Source organism: Guyparkeria sp. TX1 (assembly GCF_046523965.1).
In the GTDB taxonomy this organism is placed as follows: domain Bacteria; phylum Pseudomonadota; class Gammaproteobacteria; order Halothiobacillales; family Halothiobacillaceae; genus Guyparkeria.
Map to the genome: position 1 here is coordinate 1,223,623 of NZ_CP144142.1, position 21,244 is coordinate 1,244,866.

Consider the following 21,244-nt stretch of genomic DNA (forward strand, 5'->3'; position numbering starts at 1 on the left):
CCGGACCTTCCCTCGTCGATGTGGCTAGGGCTCGATGTCGCCAGCCGGCACATCGACTGCGTGGTCCGGCACGACGAGAGGTGGCCGTCATGAAACGCACGATCCTCCCCGCCTGGCATCTCGCGGTGCCGGCACTCCTGATGTGGTTGGCCCTCGCTCTTGCGGCGCTGGGTTCATCCGCCGTCTGGGCGCAGGCGAAGGTCATCACGCCCGACTACGAGCCGCCACGAGTGGTCTACGACTTCTACCTGGACGATCCCGGCAAGATCAACGCCGCCCTGTATTGGGTGCGCTCCCTGATCAATCCGCTGCAGGCCAGTCCGTACAACATGGACCCCATGCTGGACATGGATATCGTGGTCGTTATCCACGGCACCGAGATCGTCACCGTGGCGAAGAAGAACGAGGCGAAGTACGAGGACGCGGTCGCCCGCATGCGCTATTACGCTAACCTCGGGGTGGATTTCCACGTCTGCGGTCTGGCCGCCGAGGACTACGACTACGACCGTGAGGACTTCCAGGATTTCATTACCCTGGTGCCGTCGGCCTTCACCGATCTGGTCCATTACCAGCAGCAGGGCTACGCGGTGATCAAGCCCGAGGTGTTCCTGCGCACCCAATCGATCGAGTCGATGCGTTAGTCCTTCGGCCTGTTGGCCGACCGGACCGCCGGGCTTTTGCCGTATCCTTGGGAAGCCAGCCATGTTTCCCGAGGACAGCCATTTGGACCCGCACCAGATCCAGTCGATCGACGAACTCGAGTCCCTGTTCGACACGCCCGGCGAGGCGGCGATCAAGAAGGAGGTCGACCGCCTCGTGCCGGTCTACCGCCGGCTGATCGAGGCCTCGCCGTTCTACGTGATGGCGACCGAGGGGCCGGGCGGCCTGGATTGCTCGCCGCGCGGTGATCCCGCGGGTTTCGTGCAGGTGCTCGATGATCGGCACATTGCGCTGCCCGAGCGCCGGGGCAACAACCGCATCGACAGCCTGCGCAACCTGATCGAGGACCCGCGCGTCGGGTTGCTTTTCCTCGTGCCCGGCAAGAACGAGACGCTGCGGGTCAACGGCCGGGCCCGGATAACCACCGATCGGTCGCTGATGGAGCGGACCGCCATGAAGGGCAAGCCGCCGCAGTGTGTGATCGTGGTCGAGATCGAGACGGTGTATTTCCAGTGCGCCCGGGCGTTGCTGCGTGCCAGTCTGTGGGATCCGGACAGCCGGCAACTCGCCGAACAGACGCCGACGGCCGGCGAGATGCTTGCCGGTGTGCCCGAGTCGAGCATCGATGGCGCGGCTTACGACGACGGGCTCGACGAACGCCAGGCCCGCACGCTCTACTGAACAACTCGCCATGTGCCGGGTCTGATCGGTCGCCTCGTGTCGCGGCAATGGACAAGGGCCTTGTCCGTCAACCTGTTAGAATCGCGCGCCAAACACGCACCCCAGAATTATTCGGAGCTCATCCATGACCCAGGCCTCCACCACCGGCGCGACTCGCCGAAAGGCCCCCGAGCTGCTTTCCCCGGCCGGGACGATCAAGTCGATGCGCTATGCCTTCGCCTACGGCGCGGATGCCGTCTACGCGGGTCTGCCGCGCTACAGCCTGCGCACCCGTAACAACGACTTCCTCGAGGACAACCTGCGCATCGGCATCGAGGAGGCGCACGCCGCCGGCAAGCAGTTCTTCGTCACGGTCAACCTCTCGCCGCACAACAGCAAGTTGAAGACCTTCATTCGCGACATGGAACCGATCGTCGCGATGAAGCCGGATGCCTTCATCATGGCCGATCCCGGCCTGATTATGATGGTGCGCGAGGCCTTCCCCGAGATGCCCGTTCACCTGTCGGTGCAGGCCAACACGGTCAACTGGGCGACGGTGAAGTTCTGGGAGTCGGTGGGCGTGAGCCGCGTGATCCTGTCGCGCGAACTGTCGCTCGACGAGATCCGTGAGATCCGGGAGAAGTGCCCGAACATGGAGCTCGAGGTATTCGTCCACGGCGCCCTGTGCATTGCGTATTCCGGGCGTTGTCTGCTGTCGGGCTACTTCAACCATCGCGACCCCAACCAGGGCACCTGCACCAACGCCTGCCGCTGGGAATACACGCCGCAGAATGCCTCCGAGGACATCTCGGGCGTGGTGCGCCCGGAGCCGGCCGCCGAGAAGGACGAGCAGCCCCAGGAGCAGCCCATATCGCTGGATGCGCTCAATGCCGCCAACCCGATGACGGATGGCGCCATGGGCGACCAGGAACGTCACCCGCTGGCCGACCAGGTCTATCTGCTCGAGGAGAAGAGCCGCCCCGGCGAGCAGATGCCGATCGAGGAGGACGAGCACGGCACCTACATTCTCAACTCGCGCGACCTGCGCGCCGTCGAGCACGTCCAGGCGCTGGTCGACATCGGCGTGGATTGTCTCAAGATCGAGGGCCGCACCAAGTCGCACTACTACGTCGCCCGCACCGCGCAGGTCTACCGCCAGGCGATCGACGATGCCATGGCCGGTCGACCGTTCAACGAGGAGCTGATTGCCGATCTCGACAACCTTGCCAATCGCGGCTACACCGACGGTTTCTACAAGCGGCACCACACGCAGGAATACCAGAACTACATCGAGGGCGTCTCCAAGAGCCGTCAGCAGCAGTTCGTCGGCGAGATCAACGAAGTCGATGGCGACTGGGCGCAGGTGGAGATCAAGAACAAGATCAAGCTGGGCGACGAGATCACCTTCCTGCTGCCGGACGGCAACCGGGTCGACCAGCTCGCCGAGATGCAGACGCTGGAGGGCCAGCCGCTCGACGAGGCACCGGGCAGTGGCTGGCAGGTACGCCTGCGCCTGCCGGAGGGCGCGCAGGGCTTCGGCGATCGGCTGCGCTACGGGCTGATCGCCCGCAACCTGGCCGACTGACGGCGTGCGGCTCGGCGGTTACCTGCGTCGCGAGGCGCTCATCTCCATCGGCGCGGTGACCACCGTGCTGATGCTGATCATGGCCACCAACCTGCTGGCCCGCGCGCTGTCGCTGGCCGCCGACGGCACGTTGCCGGCCGCGCTGGTACCGAACCTGCTGGGTTTCAACCTGGTCAAGATGCTGATGTACGTCATTCCGGTGGCCACGTTCATCGGCCTGATGTTCGCGTTGGGGCGGCTCAATCGCGACAGCGAACAGACCATCATGCGCTCAAGTGGCTTCGGCCTGTGGCGGATCACGGGGGCGTTGCTGCCCGTCGGCATTCCGCTGGCGCTGCTGACCGGCTGGATCGCGTTGTTCGGCTGGCCGATGGCCGAGCAGGCGCGTGATCGCATGGTCGAGGGCGCACAAACGGACTATATCGGTCAGCAGGTGCCGGTCGGACGGTTCATCGAGGCCAACGAGGGTCGGCTGGTCGCTTACGTGGGTGCGTCCGAGAACGGTGGCTACCAGCGCATCTTCCTCTTTGACCGGGCCGAGGATGGCTCGATCGCGGTCGAGAGCGCGCCGAGGGGGGTGATGGTCGAGGAGGACGGTCAGCGCTATGTCGCCCTTGAGGACGGGAGGCGCATCGGCGGGACCGTCGGCATGGCCGACTGGAACCGCCTCGACTACGATCGCCACCTGATGCGCCTGCCGGGGCAACCCGAAATGGAGGGCGGCGAGGTGAGCGTGCGCTCGTCCGGCTCGTTATGGGCCTCCGGCAACCCGAACGATCATGCCGAACTGTTCGAACGCCTCTCGCAGGGCATCATCGCTCTGGTGCTGGTGCTGATCGCAGTCCCGCTGGCGCAGGCGCCGCCGCGCAGCGGGCGTTACGGACGCCTGTTCTGGGCATTCCTGCTTTACGCCCTGTATTTCAACGTCGTGCCGCTGGTCTCCGATGGCATCGAGGCCAACCATTACGGGTTGGCCGGGGCCGTTGCCTTGGCGCACGGTGGGTTCCTGTTGCTGTGGGGCGCGCTGTTCTGGTCGGCGCGTGGTGGCTGGGGACGATTGCGCAGCTTGTGGAAGGGACGCCGTGAATACGCTTGATCGCTACCTGATTCGCAGTGTCGTCCTCGGCGGACTTGGGGCCTCGGCGGCCTTCGGCGTGCTGATCCTCGTCTTCGGCATGATCGACGAGTTCAGCAAGATCGGCCCGGGCTACACCACCTTCCAGGCGTTGCGGTTCGTGGTGATGAGCACGCCGGGATATCTCTACGAGCTCTTTCCGGTGACGGTGCTGGTCGGCGGGCTGCTGAGCCTCGGCGCGTTGGCGGCCCACTCCGAGTTGACGGTCATGCGTGCGACCGGCATGTCGCTGCTGCGCCTGGCCCGCCCGGTGCTGGTCGCGGGGATCATCCTCGCCGCCCTGGGCACGGTGATGGGCGAGACGATCGGCGCCTGGGGTCAGGCGGCGGCCAACGAAATGCGTGCGTCTGCCACGGAAAAGCAGGTGAGCACCGATCTTGCCAGCGGGTTCTGGTTGCGTGAGGGCGATCGGATCGTGAACGTCGAACGGGCGCTGGTCGACGGCCAATTGCTGGGCCTGCGGGTGTTCGAGCTGGGGGCGGACAGTCGACCGCAACGGGTGCTCGAGGCCACGCGGGCGGCAAGCCTGGGCGGCGATCGCTGGCGCCTCGATAACGTGGTGGATACGCAGCTGTCGATCGAGGAACCGGCCGAACCGGTGAGCGTCCAGCAACGTGGCGAGGACGAGATGCGCCTGTTCGACCGCGAGGTGCTCGAGATCGCCGCGCTCAACCCGCGCTACATGAACGTCGCGCAACTGTCCGATTACGTCGGTTACCTCGAGCGCAACCAGCTGGATGCCTCGGTGTACGCCACGGCGATGTGGTCACGCGTGGTCCAGCCAATCTCGGTGCTGGCGATGCTGCTGGTCACGCTGCCGTTCGTGTTCGTCGCCCAGCGGGGCGGCTCGGCGGGGCGCTGGCTGTTCATTGCCATCCTGCTGGGCGTGGCCTATATGACGCTCACCCAGATCGTCTCGGCACTGGCACCGGCCTACGATATTTCACCGATTCTCAGTACGATTCTGCCGCCGGCCCTGTTCTCGATCGCCGGGGTGGTGGCATTGTATCGAGCGACCCCTCGCGTCCGCCGGGCGACCGGCTGACCGGCGGGACCCCGCCGAGACGTCCACGCGGCGCGGTCGGATACCGGGGCACGACGACTTCAACAAGGGACTCGCATGTTCGAAGACCAGAGCAGCAACGAATTCGAGCGCCAGTCGATCGGCGCCTTCACGGAGAAGGCGTACCTCAACTACGCCATGTACGTCATCCTCGACCGGGCCCTGCCGCATGTTGCCGACGGCTTGAAGCCCGTCCAGCGGCGCATCGTCTACGCGATGAGCGAGCTGGGACTCTCGGCATTGGCCAAGCACAAGAAGTCCGCGCGCACCGTGGGCGACGTGCTCGGCAAGTACCACCCGCACGGGGATTCGGCCTGCTACGAGGCCATGGTGCTGATGGCCCAGCCGTTCTCGTATCGCTATCCGCTGATCGACGGGCAGGGTAATTTCGGCTCGCCGGATGATCCGAAGTCGTTCGCGGCGATGCGCTACACCGAGTCGCGCCTGACCCGCTATGCCCAGACACTCCTGGCCGAGGCCGACCAGGGCACGGTCGACTGGGTCGACAATTTCGATGGGACGCTCACCGAACCGTCGCTGTTGCCCGCGCGCCTGCCCAACGTGCTGCTGAACGGCTCGACCGGCATCGCCGTCGGGCTGTCCACCGACATCCCGCCGCATAATCTCAGGGAAGTGGTCAATGCCTGTGTGGCGCTGATCGAGAACCCCGAGGCCGATGTCAGGGCCCTGTGCAAGCACGTGAAGGGACCGGACTTTCCCACCGAGGGCGAGATCATCACACCGCCCGAGGACATCCGCCGGATGTACGAGACGGGCACCGGCAACGTGCGCCAGCGTGCTCGCTACGAGATGGAATCCGGGCAGATCGTGGTCACCGCGCTGCCGTTCCAGGTGTCGGGTAGCAAGATCCTCGAGCAGATCGCCGGGCAGATGCACGCCAAGAAGTTGCCGCTGGTGACCGACCTGCGCGACGAGTCGGATCACGAGTCGCCCACGCGGTTGGTGATCGTGCCGCGCAGCCGTCAGGTCGATGTCGAGGCATTGATGGCGCACCTATTCGCCACCACCGACCTGGAGAAGAGCTACCGGATCAACATGAATGTGATCACGGCCGACGGTCGGCCGCGGGTGCTCAATCTCCGCGAGATGCTGACCGAGTGGCTGGCCTTCCGTCAGACGACGCTGCGTCGCCGGCTCGAGTGGCGGCTGGCCAAGATCGAGCGCCGCCTGGAGATCCTCGCCGGTCTGTTGATCGCGTTCCTCAACATCGACGAGGTGATCGCGATCATCCGCGAGGCCGAGGATCCCAAGGCCGAGCTGATCGCCCGCTTCGAGCTCACCGAGCTGCAGGCCGACTCGATCCTCGAGATCCGACTGCGCCAACTGGCCAAGATCGAGGAGATCGCGGTCAAGAAGGAGCAGGCGGAGCTCGCCGAGGAGGCCGAGGGCATCCGGACGCTGCTGGCCGACGAGCAGGCCCTGCGTGGCCTGATGCGCGACGAACTAATCCACGATGCGAAGGAGTACGGCGATGTGCGCCGCTCGCGGCTGGTCACGCGCGAATCGGCCCAGCCGCTCGACGAGACCCGTCTGATGACCGCCGAGCCGGTGACCGTGGTGCTGAGCCACAACGGCTGGATCCGGGCGGCCAAGGGCCATGATGTGGACCCCGAGTCGCTGTCCTACAAGTCGGGTGACGGTTACCAGGCGCATATCGCCGGGCGCTCGACCCAACCGACGGTGGTCTTCGACGACACCGGGCGCGCTTACACGCTGGCCACCCATACCCTGCCATCGGCGCGGGGGCAGGGTGAACCGGTGACTGGCCGGGTGACACCGCCCTCCGGGGCACGCTTTACCGCGCTGGCGATGGGCGAGCCCGAGCAGCGTGTGGTCCTGTGGTCACCGGCCGGGTTCGGTTTTGTGACCTCGGTCGGCGACCTGGTAGGGCGCCAGCGAGCCGGCAAGAAGGTCTTCTCCCTGCCCAAGGGTGCCGTCCCCGGGCACCCGGCCCTGCCGGGCAAGGGGTTTGCCTACCTCGCCGTGGCCACCAGCGATGGTCATGTGCTAGTGGTGGAAGCCGACGAACTGCCGGTTCTGGCCAAGGGCAAGGGCAACAAACTGGTGGCACTGAAAGCCGGTGCGGAGATCGTCGCCGTGGCCGCGCTGGGCGAGGACGACGGCCTGCGCGTCACCGCCGGGGCACGCACCATGACCATCAAGCCGGCCGATCTGGCCCTGTATCGCGGCAAGCGGGCCGCGCGCGGACGCAGCCTGCCGCGGGGGCTGACCCGCGTCGATGCCCTGGCCGCGGCCTCGGCGAACGGTTAGTGATCAAGCGGTAACCGTCGGCCGGCCTGGCGCTGGCTGCAGAGATTGGCTAACCAGTAGCGCGGCGTTGCGAAAGCGGCTTGAAAAACCCACCACCGCACCCCAGATTGGGGTAGGCTTCCCCGGGCGTCGCGATGGCGTTCGGCCCCGGCGCGTGGGCGCTGAGTCCACCCGTTGACGACCAACCACTCATACCTGAGGTAGAGATGAAACGCATCGGCTTGTTCCTGCTGACCAACCTGGCCGTGATCGTCGTGCTGATGATCGTCTGGTTCGTGATTTCCAGCGTCTTCGGTCTCGGTCGGACGATGGATTACCAGGCGGGTACCATCAACCTGACGTCCACGCTGGTGCTGGCCGCGGTGTTCGGCTTCGGCGGCTCACTGATCTCGCTGTTGATGTCCAAGTGGATCGCCAAGAGGAGTGTCGGCGCGCAGGTGATCGAGCAGCCGAGCTCCGAGGGAGAGCGTTGGCTGGTCGAGACCGTCCAGCGCCAGGCCCGCGAGGCCGGCATCGGCATGCCCGAGGTGGCCATCTACGACTCGCCGGAGATCAACGCCTTCGCCACCGGCGCAAGCCGTAACAAGGCGCTGGTGGCCGTCTCCACAGGGCTGCTCTCCAACATGACCCGTGACGAGGCCGAGGCCGTCCTGGGCCACGAGGTCGGTCACATCGCCAACGGCGACATGATCACCTTGACGCTGATTCAGGGCGTGGTGAACACCTTCGTGATCTTCTTTGCCCGCATCGTCGGTTTTTTCGTCGATCGTATGATCCTCAAGAACGAAGAGGGGCCGGGTATCGGCTTTTTCGTCACCACGATCGTCGCCGAGATCGTCTTCGGCATCCTGGCGAGCACCATCGTGATGTGGTTCTCCCGTCAGCGCGAATTCCGTGCCGATGACGCCGGGGCCCGTCTGGCCGGTCGCGAGAAGATGATCGCCGCGCTCGAGCGCCTGAAGCTCAACTACGATCGCCCGTCGGACATGCCCGCGCAGATGCAGGCCTTCGGCATCTTCGGTCGCGGTGGCAACTTCGGTCGGCTGTTCATGTCGCACCCGCCGCTGGACGAGCGGATCGCAGCGTTGCGTGCGGCCAGTGGCCAGGCGCAGGTTGCCTGATCAGCTGCGCTAGATCGCGATTTGATCCCCCGCTGACGGCGGGTGACAATTGCCGGCCCCGCGGGGCCGAAACCGAAGGCCCGCCATCTGCGGGCCTTCTTGTCGTTTGGCAGTCGAGATCGACGCAATGGCAACGACACCCTGATGGAGCAACGTGATGGAAGTCCTGTTTCTGTTCGTGCCGTTGAGCATGCTGGTGGTCGCGGGCCTGGTCTGGGCCGCATTCTGGGCCATCCGGAACAACCAGTACGACGACTTGGAAGGTCCGGCGCATCGCATTCTCATGGACGATGACGACCCGAAGATTCCGACCAACCAGTCGACGGACGAACCGGATGCGCCCGAAGCCGGGACCGATGACCGGACGCGTCACGAAGCGGTGGAGAAGTCATCCCATTCGGGCAGGGAATAACCCTGATCTGACTAGTGACATCGCCGTACGGCTGGTTTACGATACGTCCATCAACGGGAGGAACCAGACATGAAAGACTTCTTCAACTTCGACAACTTCGCGTTCACGTTTATCGTCGGCCTGATCGTGTTTTCCTGGCTGAGCTTCCTGAGCGTCGTCTTCTTCGGCTGATCGCCCGCGCGGTCAACGCGCCTGATCAGCAACGAAAAAAGCCACCGTTTAAACGGTGGCTTTTTTGTTTTCCCGTCTGGGCCAGATCGAGATCAGGCCGGCTGGGGCAGGGCGGTGCGCAGTTTCTTGAGCGCCGCCGTTTCGATCTGGCGGATCCGCTCGGCCGAGACGCCGTACTCGTCGGCCAGCGTCTGCAGGGTGGCCTTGGGCTCGTCCAGCCAGCGACGGGACAGGATGTCCCGGCTGCGGTCATCGAGCGTCGAGAGTGCAGCGGTCATCGCCTCGACCCGATCATCATCGTCGCGCTGCGAGGCGATGTCCTCGACCGAGAGCGCGTCCTGATCGACCATGATCTGCTCGTAGGACGGCCCGTCGCCATCTTCCGAGCCATCGTACGCTGGTGTGTCGAGACCCATGTCGCGCCCGTAGAGACGGGCCTCCATGGTCATGACCTCGCGCTCGGGCACGTCGAGTTCTTCGGCCATCGCCTCGGCTTCCGACTTGCTCAGCCAGCCGATCGAGTTCTTCATCTGGCGCATCTTGAAGAACAGCTTGCGCTGCGCCTTGGTGGTCGCGACCTTGACGATCCGCCAGTTCTTGAGGATGTACTCGTGAATCTCGGCGCGAATCCAGTGCACCGCGAAGGTCACCAGACGGACCTTCTGGTCCGGGTCGAAGCGTTTGACCGCCTTCATCAGACCGATGTTGCCTTCCTGGATCAGGTCGGCCAGCGGCAGGCCATAGCCCCGGTAGCCCCGGGCGACGTGCACGACGAACCGCAGGTGACCGAGCACGAGCTTCTGCGCCGCCTCGATGTCACCGGTCTCTTTCAGCCGCCGGCCCAGCACCTGTTCTTCCTCGACGGAGATGACGGGCAGACGACGCACCTCGTTGAGGTATTGCGACAACGAATCGCCGATCACCGGCATGGTCATGCCGGCTGACGGGGTCTGAGCCGACAGAGTCGGGCCCCGCGATTTGCTGTCTGTCATCTGGTTGCCTGCTGTGTGCATTCTCTCGCCTCGCTGCAAGTATCCCAATCGTGTCGTAGCCTCGTATTTTAGCACTCGCGAGATGAGAGTGCTAAAAGCGGGGCAAGTTCCACCGACCGCGGGTCAGACTGGAAAGACTAATGCACCAATCGAAAAAAATCATGGCGTGCTCAGCCGACCGATATAGAACCGACCGATGACTTGGGCCGACAGCCAGCCGAGCAGGGCGCCGGCGGTCATCAGTAGCAGAACCAGCGCGGGGTCGATCTGGGGCGAGATGGCCGCGCCGTAGGAGGCGGCGAAGCGTTCGATCGGGCCCGAGGTGACCGAAAGGGCCAGGCCGACCAGCCCGCTGGCCACGACCCCGCCGAGCAGGCCGCTGAGCGTGCCGTCATACAGCAGAGGGCGCAGCATGTAACGTTCCGTGCCGCCGATCAGCGCGATGAGCGCGATCTCGCGGCGGCGCTCGTGTAGTTCGAGGCGCAGGGTGTTGCCGACGACGAATACCACGGTCAGGCCCAGCAGGCCCAGGAGCCACCAGCCGAGGTCGTCGAAGAAGGCCCGGATTTGCTCGAGGCGCTGAATCCAGTCGTCGCCGGAGGAAAATTCGGCCACCGCCGGCTGCTCGCGTAGCCCCTCGGCCAGGGCCAGGCGGGTGTCGGCGCGCGCGTCGCTTAGGGTCAGTTCGATCACCCAGGGCAGCGGGTTGGACTCGAGTGTCTCCAGGCCATCGATGTGCAGTCGTTCGGTCAGTGCCTCCAGGCCTTCTTCGGGCGGGATGACGCGTTGCTCGGCCACCGTCGCCTGCCGGTCGAGCCAGTCGCGCAAGGTCTGGCGGGCGGCCTCGTCGGCATCGGTGGCGAGGTAGATGTCCATGCGGGCGGCATCGCTCATCCAGATGGCCCCCAATCGCTCGACCTGGTGGCCGAGGGTCATCACCAAGGCGGGCAGGCTAAGCACCACGCCCAGTACCAGGATGGTGGCCCAGGCGCCGACCGGGCGGCGGATCAGTCGCGAAAAGGCCCCGCGCAGGCACTGGCGATGGTGGCGCCGCCAGGCCGCGAGCGGACGGCGAGCCTTCTCGCTGTTGGCGCGAGCTTCGTTGATTGTCGGCCCGCTCATGATTCGGCCTCCTCGAAGGCGCTGATGCGTCCCTCGTTGAGTGCGATGCGCGGCACCGGGTATTGCTTGAGCAACTCGACGTCGTGACTGGCGATCAGCACGGTCACACCGACGGCGTGGAATTCGAAGAAACGGTCGAAGATGTCGCGTGACAGGTCGGGGTCGAGGTTGCCGGTCGGCTCGTCGGCCAGCAGGATACGTGGCCGGTTGACCAAGGCGCGGGCGATGTTGACCCGCTGCTGCTCGCCGCCGGAAAGCTCCTCGATGCGGGCGCGTTGACGACCCAGCAACCCGACCTTGTCGAGTGCTGCATCCACGCGCCGTCGGACATCACCGGGCAGATAGCCGGAGACCTGCAAGGGCAGGGCGACGTTGTCGAACACGAGCCGGTCGGTCAGTAGGTGGTGGTCCTGGAACACCACCCCGATCTGCCGGCGCAGCTTGGGGTATTGGTGGCGCCCCATCTTGTTGAGATCGTAGCCGCCGATCAGCACCTTGCCCGAGGTCGGGCGGTCGAGCGCCGGGATCAGGCGCAGCAGCGTCGACTTGCCGGCCCCGGAATGGCCGGTAAGGAATGCCATGCGCCCGGTGGGCAGGCGGAAGTTGATGTCCTGCAGGCCGAATTGCCCGTTGGCGTAGCGGCGGGACACGTTGGCGAACTCAATCATTGCAGCGGGCACCTCGAAAACCTATTGCGCCGTTCGATTGCGGCGTCGCGTGCTCGTTCGCTCTTACCGCTTTGCGTGGAGCAAAAGCGGGGCGCGCGGGGCGCGTGCGAAGCAGGCAGGCCATGGAGGGCCTGCATCCGCCTATCAATTTGATATGTCTCGTCGCTCACTCCGCGGCTCCTTGCACTCGAACTTGCTCATGACGGTTTTGGAGGCACCCGTGCCTCAGTCCGGTTGACGGTCGAGCAGGGCGTCGACGAAGGCGCGCGGGTCGAATGGGCGCAGGTCCTCGGCCTTCTCGCCCACGCCGATGAAATGAATCGGCAGGCCGAGTTCGTCGGCGATGGCGAATACGATGCCCCCCTTGGCCGTGCCGTCGAGTTTGGTGACGATCAGGCCGGTGAGTTTCACCGCCTGGTTGAACTGGCGGGCCTGGACGAGCGCGTTCTGGCCGATGCTCGCATCGATCACCAGCAGCACCTCGTCGGGGGCCTCGGGTTCGGCCTTGGAGATCACGCGGATCAGCTTGCCAAGTTCGTCCATCAGGCCCGATTGCGTGTGCAGGCGCCCGGCGGTGTCGACGATCAGCAGGTCGCTGTTGCGGGCCTTGGCCGAGCTGACCGCGTCGAAGGCGACCGAGGCGGGATCGCCGCGGCCCGGTTCGCCGATCACGCGCACGTCATTGCGCTCGCCCCAGCTGATCAGTTGCTCGACGGCAGCGGCGCGGAAGGTGTCCGCCGCCGCCAGTGTCACGTCGCGGCCCTCGGCCTTGAAGCGATGCGCGAGTTTGCCGATGCTGGTGGTCTTGCCGCCGCCGTTGATGCCACAGACCACCATCACGTGCGGCCGACCCGGTTGCCGGCGTGCCGGCGGCTCGGCTGGCTGCACCGCCTCGAGGCGCTCGACCATCAGGCGGTAAAGGGTTTCGAACAGGTGTTCGGGGTCGTTGACGTGCTTGCGGCTGACCTCGTCGGTCAACTCGTCGATCAGGGCGGCGGTCGTGGCCTGACCGACATCGGCCATGATCAGGCGCGTTTCCAGTTCCTCGATCAGCTCATCGTCGATCTGTTTCTTGCCCAGGAACAGGTCGCCCAGCCCCTCGGTCAGTCCCGACCGGGTCTTGGCCAGTCGACTGAACAGCGAGCCGGACTGCTCCGGCTTGGGCGTCGCCATGGCGGGCGCTTTGCCGGCGGATGGCGACTCGGCGACGGATTCCTGACGCCCGCCGCTCTCTTCCGGTACCGGCGTGGCGGTCGGTTCCTCGGCGACGGCAGGCTCGGTCGGTCGGGCGGTTTCCGGCGCCGGCTCAGGTGCTGGCTGAGCTGGTTGATCGTTTTCGGTTGCTGGTTCGCCTGGGCCAGTGTTGTCGGCCCCGGCCGAATCGACCGCGGGGAGGTCCTGAGGGATGTCGTCATGGACCTTGGCGGCTTCGTTCTTGCGCTTTTTGCGTCTGAGAAATCCGAACATGAAATCGATGGTACCTAGGTTCGCGGCCGATGTTTGGCAGGGCGCAGCGGTGCCCCGCATGGCGCCGACGGAGTTTATCATGCAGGCCATGCCCGGCGGCTTCGGTCACCGGCCACCGGCGGCAGCCACCCGGCGTCGCCCCATCATCCATCAGTGATCGGCAAGGAGAGTCTTCATGCCCAGCACCCCCAAGGGGCGAGGCCCGGCACGCGGCGAGCAGGTGCGCATTATCGGTGGGGAGTGGCGCTCGCGGCGTCTGCGCTTCCCGTCGGCGCGTGATCTGCGCCCGACACCGGACCGCGTGCGCGAGACGTTGTTCAACTGGCTGGGGCAGAGCTTGCCGGGATGGCGGGTGCTCGATCTGTTTGCCGGCAGCGGCGTGCTGGGCATCGAGGCGCTTTCACGCGGAGCCGCGTGGGTGGGATTCGTCGAACGATCGGCGCGGGTGGCGAAAGCGCTGGAGGAAAACCTGGCCCGCATGGATGCTTCACCCGAGCGATTCTCGGTGTGGGCCATGAATGCCCGCCACTGGTTGTCGGCGGTGCCCGAGGCGCTGGACGGGCCGATCGACCTGGTCTTTCTCGACCCGCCGTTCCGTCAGCCCGAGTTGTTGCAGGGGGCACTGGACGCCCTGGCGGAGGCGCCCTGGCTGGCCGAGGATGTGCGGGTGTTTGTCGAGGGCGCGGCGCTCGAGTCGCTCAGGCTTCCGGATGGTTTCATCGTGAGCCGTGAGACGCGAGCCGGGGAGAGCCGTTCGCTATTGCTCGAACGGCGGGCCTGATGTCTCAGGCATCGCCCAGCGTCCGGCCACGGTTGCCGGCGTTGTGCTCGGTGCCGCCGGCGGTGTAGAGCGAGCCTGCCGGCTCGTCGCGCTGGGTCAGGAAATCGATCCGTTCACCGAGGAAATGATCGATGCGCCGCAGGGCCATCAGGTTGGTCTCCGAGAGGTCACGAAAGTGGCGGGCGGTGCTCTTGAGTTCGTCCCAGGTGGCGTTCGCGGATGCGTTCTCGCGTTCCAGTGCCGTTTGGGTGTCGGTCTCGCCCACAGCCGCCAACCACTCCAGCCGAGCCTGTTCGGCCTCGGCCAGTGCCTGATTGTGTTCGCGGATCTGGCGGAAGACCTCGTCGAACTCGTCGAGTGACGGGGTTTCCTGGCGTCGCAGCAGGGCGGCGAGTGCCTGGTGGTCGTCGAGCAGCGCCCGTGCCGGCTCGAGCATGTCGGCCAGCCAGCCGGTGGGCGAGGGGTTGTTATTGGCGGGGGCGCTGGTATCGAACTGGGTCATTTTGGGTGCCTGCTTGGCGTTCCTGCTTGATGTTCACGAATAACGGGAAGTCAGCATGAGCATACGAATTGTCCGCGCCCAATAGAAGCACCCCGGTCGGGTCATCCCGCCGGGGTGTCTTGTGCCGCGCCTGGCCGGCGCCCTGGTCATCCAGGGATTAGAGCGATTAGAGCGTCTCGAACTGGCGCAGCTTCTCGGCGATCCGGCCGGAATCGATCTGGTATTCGCCCTGGCTGATCAAATCCTTGATGCGATCGACCTTGGCTTGATCGAAGGGGGCGGATTCGGCCAGCGCCTGACCCATTTCCTGGAGCTGGGAAGCCCCGCTGGAGAGCGTCACGGCGTCATCCTCCTTGATGCCCGTCGTCGCGCTGCCGGCTGCTTGTTGGCCCTCGCCCTTGGCCTCGGCCCGATTACGGGACGAGTCCAGCGAGGAATTCGGGCCCAGATTGCGCGGGCCGAAGCCGTTGATTTCGTTTGCCATGGTGATTGATCCTTCCTGTCTCGGACAACGTGTCCGCGCCGTGGCACGGGCCCGACTGGCAGGCGTCTAGGTTAACTCAAAATGTCCCGTCGCCCTTGAGCATCGGCCGGTCAACGCAAAACTTTAGCGCCAACTGAAATACTTTTGAAAATTGACGATCATCGTCGGATTCCTGTCACCCGTTTAGCGGCCGATCGCCTCGACGGTGCGACTGTCGACCACGACGGTCTCGATCACGTTGCCGGAGCCGGTGTTCTTCACCTTGACTCGCTGCCCCACACCGGCGCGGCCCTGTACCTCGCCGGTCGAGCCGACCACGAACCCGCCATGGCCGACCTGGATGGAGACGATGTCGCCACGCTCGACCACCGCGTTGATGCCCAGGTTGTGCGCGGTCACCAATTGCCCCGACTGTAGAGGTTGAGTCGCCATCATGCCGACAAGTTCCGCCGGGTCGGTGTAGTACTGACGGCGGGCGCGGTTGGCATCTACGGTGGCCAGATCCAGATCCTCGATGCTCAGCACGTCACCGGCGGCCAGTGGCCGGGCGGCAACCACCGCCTGCTGACGGCGGGAGAGTTCGACCGGGACGTAGATGCGCCAGGGCGAGTTGCCGTGACAACTGACCTTCACCGTCTGGCGGCCGCGATTGAGGTTGAGCGGGCGGCCCTCGTTGATCTCCAGTGCCTGATCGCACACACCCAGGCGTAGCCGCGGATCGAGTCGCCCGGCTCGCAGGGTGAGCTGATCATTGCCGCTTTCCTGCGCGTCGAGGAACGCCTCCATGGCCTGGCTGACCTGCATCTGAACGGTCTCGGGGGCGTCGCCCGGCTCGGCTTGCGCCAAGACCGGTGCCAGTAACCAGCCGGCCAGCATCAGCATCGAACACAGCAAGGCCTTGCTGGCTGGTGTGCCTTTCGGTCGGGCGATAACGCGGGAATTACTCATCGGGATGCAATCATGACCTCGGGTTGCTTGCACCGCGTTGTTAAGCACTTACCATGCCACTCCCTGCGTCCGGCGTCCTTCTCTCCGACGCTGCGGCGGGGTGGGCGCAACCCTCGGACGACTGCGCTACCATGCCGGTACGACGTCGTTGCCGAATCGTTGAAGCGGATCGGTCAGATCAGCCCGGTCGAAGGGGCGGGATTGAGTGCGATGCTAAAGATTGCGTCGACCGGGCCGATACCACGTCTGATTAACAAAGACTCCCCGCCACTTTCTGCGTCACCAGGACAGGACTAGCCGTGAAAAGCAACGTGATGTCATCAGTCGATTCCCGTACCCAGCTGGCCGGTCGCAACCGACTGGAGTTGCTGGTGTTCGGTCTGGGCACCGATCAGCGTTTCGGGATCAATGTCTTCAAGGTCCGCGAGGTGATTCGTTGTCCCAAGCTGACTGACGTGCCGCACTCGGACAGCTCGATTCGCGGGATTGCCGACGTGCGCGGGCACACGATCACCGTCATCGATCTGTCGGAGGCGATCGGCAAGGGGCGCATGACCGACGAGCAGGTGCAGAACGCCTTCGTCATCATCACCGAGTACAACCGTGCCGTGCAGGGGTTCCTGGTGCATTCGGTCGACCGGATCGTCAACCTGTCCTGGAAGGAAGTGCTGACCCCGCCGAGCGGGACCAACAACTCAAACTTCCTGACGGCCGTGGCGCGGATCGACAAGCAGCTGGTCGAGATCATCGACGTCGAGCAGATTTTCGCGCGCGTCGTCGGCGTGGCCGATACAGTCTCCGACGACGTGATCGGCGAGTACGGCGAGATCGCCAAGGGGTCGGATCTGGTGCTGGTGGTCGATGACTCGGTGGTCGCGCGCAAGCAGGTGGAAAGTACGCTCGAGCAGATGCACTTGAAATCGGTGGTCACCAAGAACGGTCAGGAGGCGATCGACACGCTCCGGCGCTGGAAGGAGAAGCAGCCCGAGCAACTCGAGCGGCTGGCCATGGTGGTCTCGGACATCGAGATGCCCACGATGGACGGTTACACGCTGACCTCGCTGATCCGCCAGGACTCGCAGCTCAAGGGCATCTACGTGATCCTGCACTCCTCGCTCAGTGGCGTGTTCAACGAAAAGATGGTCAAGCAGGTCGGTGCCGACCGCTTTATCCCGAAGTTCCACCCGGATGACCTGGCCCGGGTCGTGGGTGAAGCGCTTCGCCGCCACGAGGTGCACCACGCCGTGGACGAGGCTTGACCCGCGGCATGAAGGCCGAAACGTTCGACCGGTTCTGCGCGTTCCTGGAGCAGCACAGCGGTATCCTGCTGAGCCGTGACAAGCAGTACCTGGTGGAAACCCGGCTCTCGCGCGTGGCCCGTTCCAAGGGTCACGCGTCGGTGGAGTCGCTGATCGAGACATTGCTCTCGCGGCGAGATCGCATGCTCGCGCGCGACGTGGTCGATGCCATGACCACCAATGAGACGCTCTGGTTTCGTGACGGCTATCCCTTTGCCGCACTGGAAAAGAAATTCTTCCCCGAGGCGGTCGCCGCAAAGAAAGCCACCTACCGGATCTGGTCGGCGGCCTGTTCCACCGGTCAGGAGGCGTTTTCGATCAGCATCATTGCGGACGAGCAGCGGGTGCCCTTCAATCTCGAGATCGTCGGCACCGACATCTCCGAGGCGGTGGTCGAGAAGGCCCGTCAAGGCGTTTTCGATGACCTTTCCCTGGGGCGTGGGCTGTCGCCGGAACGGAAGCGTCAATATTTCGTCAAGGCGAATGATGGCTGGAAGATCTCGCCCCAGATCAGCCGCCGGACGCAGTTTCGCGTCGGCAATCTGCTTGAGCTGCGTCCCGAATCCCGTCGCTACGACATGGTCTTCTGCCGCAATGTCCTGATCTATTTTTCCCGCGAAACCAAGGCCAAGATCATCGACCGCATCGCCGACACCCTGGTGCCGGGCGGCTATCTGATCCTCGGCGCCTCGGAGTCGCTCACCCAACTCTCCGACCGTTTCACCCCCGAGCGGTTACCCACCGGTGGCACCGCCTACCGACTCAAGAGTTGACACCAACGGACGGGTCCCCCTGTCGGTTATCCAAAAAACTGGCACGCTTATCGCATAAGCCCTCGGCACTGACATTGTGTCGAGGGTTTTTTCATGTCGATCATCAATGACCGCCTGCTTGGCATCCACGACGATGCCCTGATTTTCCAGGAGCGCAGCCTCAAGATGCGCGCCGAGAACATCGCCAATGCCGACACCCCGGGCTACAAGGCGCGGGCGATGTCGTTCGATCAGGCGATGGAGACCGCGTTGCAGAGCAAGTCCTCGTCTGCCGGTAGCGCCGGGCGCCTCAAGACCGAGGACCCGCGCCAGATCGGTGGCGGCGGCGTGTCGTCGGGGATCCGGGAGGGGTTTTCCGTGCCGGATGCGCCAGCACTGGATGGCAACACGGTCGATCTCGACAAGGAGCGGGTGGGCTTTACCCAGGACGCGGTGGGTTACCAGACGACGCTTTCGTTTCTCAACAGCCGTGTTTCCGGCATCAAGAAGGCCCTGAGTGGCCAGTGATGACTGCGCCGGATTTCCGCGAACTACACTTTTCAGTCAAGGCAGGTGAAGCATGAGCTTGTACGACGTTTTCAATATTTCTTCCTCCGCGATGGCGGCGCAATCGACGCGCCTGAACACCACCGCATCGAACCTGGCGAACGCCAACGTGGATGCCTCCTCGCCGGAGGAGGCCTACAAGGCGAGACAGCCGGTCTTTCAGACCGTGCTCGAGGCCAATGGCGGTCGCGGCGTGAAGGTGGTGGGGGTAACCGAGTCCCAGGCTCAACCGGCGCCGAAGCATGATCCCGGCAACCCGCTGGCGGACGAAAACGGCTATGTCTATAGCTCGAACGTCAACCCGGTCGAGGAGATGGTCAACATGTTGTCGGCCTCGCGCACCTACCAGACAAACGTCCAGGTAATGGATACGACCAAGCAGCTCGCCATGCGCACGTTGCAGTTGGGTCAGAGCCAGTAAGCCCTAGAGCGCAGGAGACACGACATGGCTAGTTCAGTGACCAGTGATATCTATTCCGATCTGGGGCTTGCGGCGAACAAGAGCAGCAAGGGCGAGGACAAGAAAAACCTCGATCAGACGGATTTCCTCAAGCTTTTGACGAAACAGATGGAGCAGCAGGATCCGTTCGAGCCGATGGATAACACGCAGTTCATCGCCCAGATGGCGCAATTCAGCTCGCTTGAAGGGATAAATCAGCTGAATGAGACGGTTTCCGGATTCGAGAATTCGGTGCAGTCCAACCAGGTAATGCAGGCCTCCTCGCTGGTGGGCAAGGCGGCTCTCGTCAAGGGGGACACCGCTCAGCTCTACCACATGCAGCAAGCGGACGGCAGCACAGCACCGTCCGGAGTGCTTGGCTCGGTCGATGTGCCCAGTGGGGCCTCGAAGATGAGTGTCGAAATCACGAACGCCAGCGGGCAGGTGGTCAAGAGCATCGATGTGCCCGTCGACGGTTCGGATCGTCCGTCCTTCTCCTGGGATGGGCGTTTGAAAGACGGGCGTATGGCGCCCGAGGGCAACTACAAGGTGAACGCGACGGCCACGGTGGATGGTAAGGGGCAGGCGCCCCAGACCTACGTCGGGGCGGTGATTAGCAGTGTGGGCGTGACCAAGAATGGTCCCGAATTGAATCTCGACGGTTTGTCTGCGGTCAAGCTCTCGGATATCGTTGAAATCATTAACTAATCGGAGGACGAGTCATGTCGTTCAATACCTCCATCAGTGGCCTGAACGCCGCACAGAAGGATCTCTCGGTAACGGGGAACAACATTGCGAACGCCAAGTCGACCGGCTTCAAGAAGTCGCGCGCGGAGTTTGGCGATATCTATGCGGTCAGTGCGTTCGGTAACAGCAAGACCGCCGTGGGTCAGGGTGTCATCAACCAAGCGGTGACCCAGCAGTTCTCCCAGGGCAACCTCGAGTTCACCGACAACTCGCTTGATCTGGCGGTTTCCGGTCAAGGGTTTTTCGCCTTCCAGCCGTCCCTGGATTCAAGTGAGTCAGTCTTCAGTCGGGCTGGGGCATTGGGCGTGAACAAGAATGGTTATCTGGTCAACCAGGCGGGTGAGTATCTCAAAGCATTGCCGGTGAACGAGAACGGGACACTGCAATCGACCTCGCTGGCAACTTCCAGCCCGGTGCAGTTGCCGGTTGCCGCCGGTGCCCCGCAGGCCACCACAGAGGGCAGTTTGTCACTCAACCTGCCCGCAGGTGCCGAAACCCCACCGGTGACTACCTTCGATCCGGACGATCCAGATTCCTACAATCAAGCTAACTCGCAGCGGATTTATGACTCCTTGGGCAATCCGCACACGATGACGAGTTATTTCGTGAAGACTGGGACGCCTAACGAGTGGGATGTTTACTACCAGATCGATGATCAGCCAGTAGCGGACATGACCCAGCAGACGGTGACATTCAACACGGATGGTTCGTTCGACACGGCTAGTGCCAACCCGGTTACCGTGACGGAGACCGGTGCGAATTTGGGCACGGGGGCTGGAGATCTGAGTATCGACATGACTTTCCGCACTGATTCGACTCAATACAATGGGCCGTTCAACGTCGCGGATCAGTCGGCCGACGGCAATACCACGGGTCAGTTGACCGGCATCTCGGTCGGGACCGATGGCCTGATTCGAGCCAGCTATACCAATGGTGAGTCGATCCCCTTGGGTAAGGTGGCCTTGGTGGATTTCCGTAATCCGCAGGGTCTCAAGCAGGTCGGTGACAACCAGTGGATCGAGTCGATTGATTCGGGCGAGCCCCTGGCGGGTGAGGCTGGTACCGGGACCTTCGGTGCCATTCAGGGCGGTGCCCTGGAAACCTCGAACACGGATCTGACCCAGGAGCTGGTCAACCTGATCACCGCGCAGCGGAACTTCCAGGCCAACTCGCGGGCGATCGAGGCCAACAAGGCATTGAGCGACACCATCATCGGCATCCGCTGATCACTCTCTGCGAGTGACCGACCCAAACGGGCGGCCTGCGGGCCGCCTTTTTCGTGCCCGCAAGTATTTCAATCGGCACGTCTTTCGCCAGTTTTCTTCTCTTGGCACACCTCCTGCATTACCCATGACAACGGGGCATTTTCCCCGGTTGT

Annotated in this window: 22 protein-coding genes; 15 read left to right on the forward strand and 7 right to left on the reverse strand. The window is 64.1% G+C overall.

Annotated features, from left to right (window positions below; all coding sequences use genetic code 11):
- The first annotated feature begins 89 nt into the window (after positions 1–89).
- The 8 genes from VWP12_RS05725 to ccoS all read left to right on the forward strand — a co-directional run bounded on the left by VWP12_RS05725 (position 90) and on the right by ccoS (position 8,928).
- Complete coding sequence (locus tag VWP12_RS05725) at positions 90–641, forward strand: DsrE family protein (protein WP_410473340.1); 552 nt, start codon at positions 90–92, stop codon at positions 639–641.
- Between the two features lie 61 nt (positions 642–702).
- The gene (locus VWP12_RS05730) at positions 703–1,341 is read left to right on the forward strand and encodes a pyridoxamine 5'-phosphate oxidase family protein (RefSeq protein WP_125198361.1); all 639 of its coding nucleotides are present in this window, start codon (positions 703–705) and stop codon (positions 1,339–1,341) included.
- A gap of 124 nt (positions 1,342–1,465) precedes the next feature.
- On the forward strand, positions 1,466–2,905 hold the full coding sequence (yegQ, locus tag VWP12_RS05735) for a tRNA 5-hydroxyuridine modification protein YegQ (protein WP_410473341.1): 1,440 nt from the start codon (positions 1,466–1,468) through the stop codon (positions 2,903–2,905).
- Positions 2,906–2,909: 4 nt separating this feature from the next.
- Positions 2,910–4,001, forward strand: coding sequence for an LPS export ABC transporter permease LptF (lptF, locus tag VWP12_RS05740; RefSeq protein ID WP_410473342.1), 1,092 nt, complete (start codon positions 2,910–2,912; stop codon positions 3,999–4,001).
- Positions 3,988–5,085, forward strand: a complete 1,098-nt coding sequence (gene lptG / locus VWP12_RS05745) for an LPS export ABC transporter permease LptG (RefSeq protein WP_410473343.1) — start codon at positions 3,988–3,990, stop codon at positions 5,083–5,085. Before lptF ends, lptG begins: the two co-directional genes overlap by 14 nt.
- A 75-nt stretch (positions 5,086–5,160) precedes the next feature.
- Entirely contained in the window at positions 5,161–7,395 is a 2,235-nt protein-coding gene (parC, locus tag VWP12_RS05750) for a DNA topoisomerase IV subunit A (RefSeq protein ID WP_410473344.1), read from the forward strand.
- 206 nt (positions 7,396–7,601) lie between these two features.
- The gene (htpX, locus tag VWP12_RS05755; RefSeq protein WP_125198366.1) at positions 7,602–8,516 is read left to right on the forward strand and encodes a protease HtpX; all 915 of its coding nucleotides are present in this window, start codon (positions 7,602–7,604) and stop codon (positions 8,514–8,516) included.
- Between the two features lie 157 nt (positions 8,517–8,673).
- Complete coding sequence (ccoS, locus tag VWP12_RS05760; RefSeq protein ID WP_410473345.1) at positions 8,674–8,928, forward strand: cbb3-type cytochrome oxidase assembly protein CcoS; 255 nt, start codon at positions 8,674–8,676, stop codon at positions 8,926–8,928.
- 263 nt (positions 8,929–9,191) lie between these two features.
- Here the strand turns inward: ccoS and rpoH are convergent, their stop codons facing one another.
- From rpoH to ftsY, 4 genes are all read right to left on the reverse strand, one after another.
- A complete protein-coding gene (gene rpoH / locus VWP12_RS05765; protein WP_410474947.1) occupies positions 9,192–10,034 on the reverse strand; it encodes an RNA polymerase sigma factor RpoH in 843 nt (280 codons plus the stop codon).
- Between the two features lie 216 nt (positions 10,035–10,250).
- Complete coding sequence (locus VWP12_RS05770; RefSeq protein ID WP_410473346.1) at positions 10,251–11,213, reverse strand: cell division protein FtsX; 963 nt, start codon at positions 11,211–11,213, stop codon at positions 10,251–10,253.
- Positions 11,210–11,881, reverse strand: coding sequence for a cell division ATP-binding protein FtsE (locus VWP12_RS05775; RefSeq protein WP_125198369.1), 672 nt, complete (start codon positions 11,879–11,881; stop codon positions 11,210–11,212). The genes VWP12_RS05770 and VWP12_RS05775 overlap by 4 nt, the downstream gene beginning before the upstream one ends.
- A 225-nt stretch (positions 11,882–12,106) precedes the next feature.
- Positions 12,107–13,348, reverse strand: a complete 1,242-nt coding sequence (ftsY, locus tag VWP12_RS05780) for a signal recognition particle-docking protein FtsY (RefSeq protein ID WP_410473347.1) — start codon at positions 13,346–13,348, stop codon at positions 12,107–12,109.
- A 175-nt stretch (positions 13,349–13,523) separates the two neighbouring features.
- On the opposite strand from ftsY, the gene rsmD reads away from it, so the two are divergent.
- Positions 13,524–14,129, forward strand: coding sequence for a 16S rRNA (guanine(966)-N(2))-methyltransferase RsmD (gene rsmD, locus VWP12_RS05785; RefSeq protein ID WP_410473348.1), 606 nt, complete (start codon positions 13,524–13,526; stop codon positions 14,127–14,129).
- Between the two features lie 4 nt (positions 14,130–14,133).
- On the opposite strand, the gene flgN is transcribed toward rsmD, so the two are convergent.
- The 3 genes from flgN to flgA all read right to left on the reverse strand — a co-directional run bounded on the left by flgN (position 14,134) and on the right by flgA (position 16,063).
- Positions 14,134–14,631: a flagellar export chaperone FlgN gene (gene flgN, locus VWP12_RS05790; protein ID WP_410473349.1), complete on the reverse strand. Its 498-nt coding sequence runs from the start codon at positions 14,629–14,631 to the stop codon at positions 14,134–14,136.
- Between the two features lie 166 nt (positions 14,632–14,797).
- A complete protein-coding gene (gene flgM, locus VWP12_RS05795) occupies positions 14,798–15,115 on the reverse strand; it encodes a flagellar biosynthesis anti-sigma factor FlgM (protein WP_410473350.1) in 318 nt (105 codons plus the stop codon).
- Positions 15,116–15,298: 183 nt separating this feature from the next.
- The gene (flgA, locus tag VWP12_RS05800) at positions 15,299–16,063 is read right to left on the reverse strand and encodes a flagellar basal body P-ring formation chaperone FlgA (RefSeq protein WP_410473351.1); all 765 of its coding nucleotides are present in this window, start codon (positions 16,061–16,063) and stop codon (positions 15,299–15,301) included.
- Between the two features lie 299 nt (positions 16,064–16,362).
- Between flgA and VWP12_RS05805 the strand changes: the two genes are divergently transcribed.
- From VWP12_RS05805 to flgE, 6 genes are all read left to right on the forward strand, one after another.
- A complete protein-coding gene (locus VWP12_RS05805) occupies positions 16,363–17,322 on the forward strand; it encodes a chemotaxis protein (protein ID WP_370271297.1) in 960 nt (319 codons plus the stop codon).
- An 8-nt stretch (positions 17,323–17,330) separates the two neighbouring features.
- The gene (locus VWP12_RS05810) at positions 17,331–18,134 is read left to right on the forward strand and encodes a CheR family methyltransferase (protein ID WP_410473352.1); all 804 of its coding nucleotides are present in this window, start codon (positions 17,331–17,333) and stop codon (positions 18,132–18,134) included.
- A gap of 93 nt (positions 18,135–18,227) precedes the next feature.
- Positions 18,228–18,641 (forward strand): flagellar basal body rod protein FlgB, encoded by a 414-nt coding sequence (flgB, locus tag VWP12_RS05815; RefSeq protein ID WP_410473353.1) that lies wholly within the window; start codon positions 18,228–18,230, stop codon positions 18,639–18,641.
- A gap of 52 nt (positions 18,642–18,693) precedes the next feature.
- Positions 18,694–19,101: a flagellar basal body rod protein FlgC gene (gene flgC, locus VWP12_RS05820; RefSeq protein WP_410473354.1), complete on the forward strand. Its 408-nt coding sequence runs from the start codon at positions 18,694–18,696 to the stop codon at positions 19,099–19,101.
- 24 nt (positions 19,102–19,125) lie between these two features.
- A complete protein-coding gene (locus tag VWP12_RS05825) occupies positions 19,126–19,827 on the forward strand; it encodes a flagellar hook assembly protein FlgD (RefSeq protein ID WP_410473355.1) in 702 nt (233 codons plus the stop codon).
- A 14-nt stretch (positions 19,828–19,841) separates the two neighbouring features.
- Positions 19,842–21,092, forward strand: coding sequence for a flagellar hook protein FlgE (gene flgE, locus VWP12_RS05830; RefSeq protein WP_410473356.1), 1,251 nt, complete (start codon positions 19,842–19,844; stop codon positions 21,090–21,092).
- Positions 21,093–21,244 lie beyond the last annotated feature (152 nt).

What these genes read in the sequence shown, in the direction of transcription:
- VWP12_RS05725 (WP_410473340.1), top strand. Translation starts at nt 90, where the DNA reads ATGAAACGCACGATCCTCCCCGCCTGGCATCTCGCGGTGCCGGCACTC.
- VWP12_RS05730 (WP_125198361.1), top strand. Translation starts at nt 703, where the DNA reads ATGTTTCCCGAGGACAGCCATTTGGACCCGCACCAGATCCAGTCGATC.
- yegQ (WP_410473341.1), top strand. Translation starts at nt 1,466, where the DNA reads ATGACCCAGGCCTCCACCACCGGCGCGACTCGCCGAAAGGCCCCCGAG.
- parC (WP_410473344.1), top strand. Translation starts at nt 5,161, where the DNA reads ATGTTCGAAGACCAGAGCAGCAACGAATTCGAGCGCCAGTCGATCGGC.
- htpX (WP_125198366.1), top strand. Translation starts at nt 7,602, where the DNA reads ATGAAACGCATCGGCTTGTTCCTGCTGACCAACCTGGCCGTGATCGTC.
- ccoS (WP_410473345.1), top strand. Translation starts at nt 8,674, where the DNA reads ATGGAAGTCCTGTTTCTGTTCGTGCCGTTGAGCATGCTGGTGGTCGCG.
- rpoH (WP_410474947.1), bottom strand. Translation starts at nt 10,034, where the DNA reads ATGACCATGCCGGTGATCGGCGATTCGTTGTCGCAATACCTCAACGAG.
- VWP12_RS05770 (WP_410473346.1), bottom strand. Translation starts at nt 11,213, where the DNA reads ATGAGCGGGCCGACAATCAACGAAGCTCGCGCCAACAGCGAGAAGGCT.
- VWP12_RS05775 (WP_125198369.1), bottom strand. Translation starts at nt 11,881, where the DNA reads ATGATTGAGTTCGCCAACGTGTCCCGCCGCTACGCCAACGGGCAATTC.
- ftsY (WP_410473347.1), bottom strand. Translation starts at nt 13,348, where the DNA reads ATGTTCGGATTTCTCAGACGCAAAAAGCGCAAGAACGAAGCCGCCAAG.
- rsmD (WP_410473348.1), top strand. Translation starts at nt 13,524, where the DNA reads ATGCCCAGCACCCCCAAGGGGCGAGGCCCGGCACGCGGCGAGCAGGTG.
- flgN (WP_410473349.1), bottom strand. Translation starts at nt 14,631, where the DNA reads ATGACCCAGTTCGATACCAGCGCCCCCGCCAATAACAACCCCTCGCCC.
- flgM (WP_410473350.1), bottom strand. Translation starts at nt 15,115, where the DNA reads ATGGCAAACGAAATCAACGGCTTCGGCCCGCGCAATCTGGGCCCGAAT.
- flgA (WP_410473351.1), bottom strand. Translation starts at nt 16,063, where the DNA reads ATGAGTAATTCCCGCGTTATCGCCCGACCGAAAGGCACACCAGCCAGC.
- VWP12_RS05810 (WP_410473352.1), top strand. Translation starts at nt 17,331, where the DNA reads ATGAAGGCCGAAACGTTCGACCGGTTCTGCGCGTTCCTGGAGCAGCAC.
- flgB (WP_410473353.1), top strand. Translation starts at nt 18,228, where the DNA reads ATGTCGATCATCAATGACCGCCTGCTTGGCATCCACGACGATGCCCTG.
- flgC (WP_410473354.1), top strand. Translation starts at nt 18,694, where the DNA reads ATGAGCTTGTACGACGTTTTCAATATTTCTTCCTCCGCGATGGCGGCG.
- VWP12_RS05825 (WP_410473355.1), top strand. Translation starts at nt 19,126, where the DNA reads ATGGCTAGTTCAGTGACCAGTGATATCTATTCCGATCTGGGGCTTGCG.
- flgE (WP_410473356.1), top strand. Translation starts at nt 19,842, where the DNA reads ATGTCGTTCAATACCTCCATCAGTGGCCTGAACGCCGCACAGAAGGAT.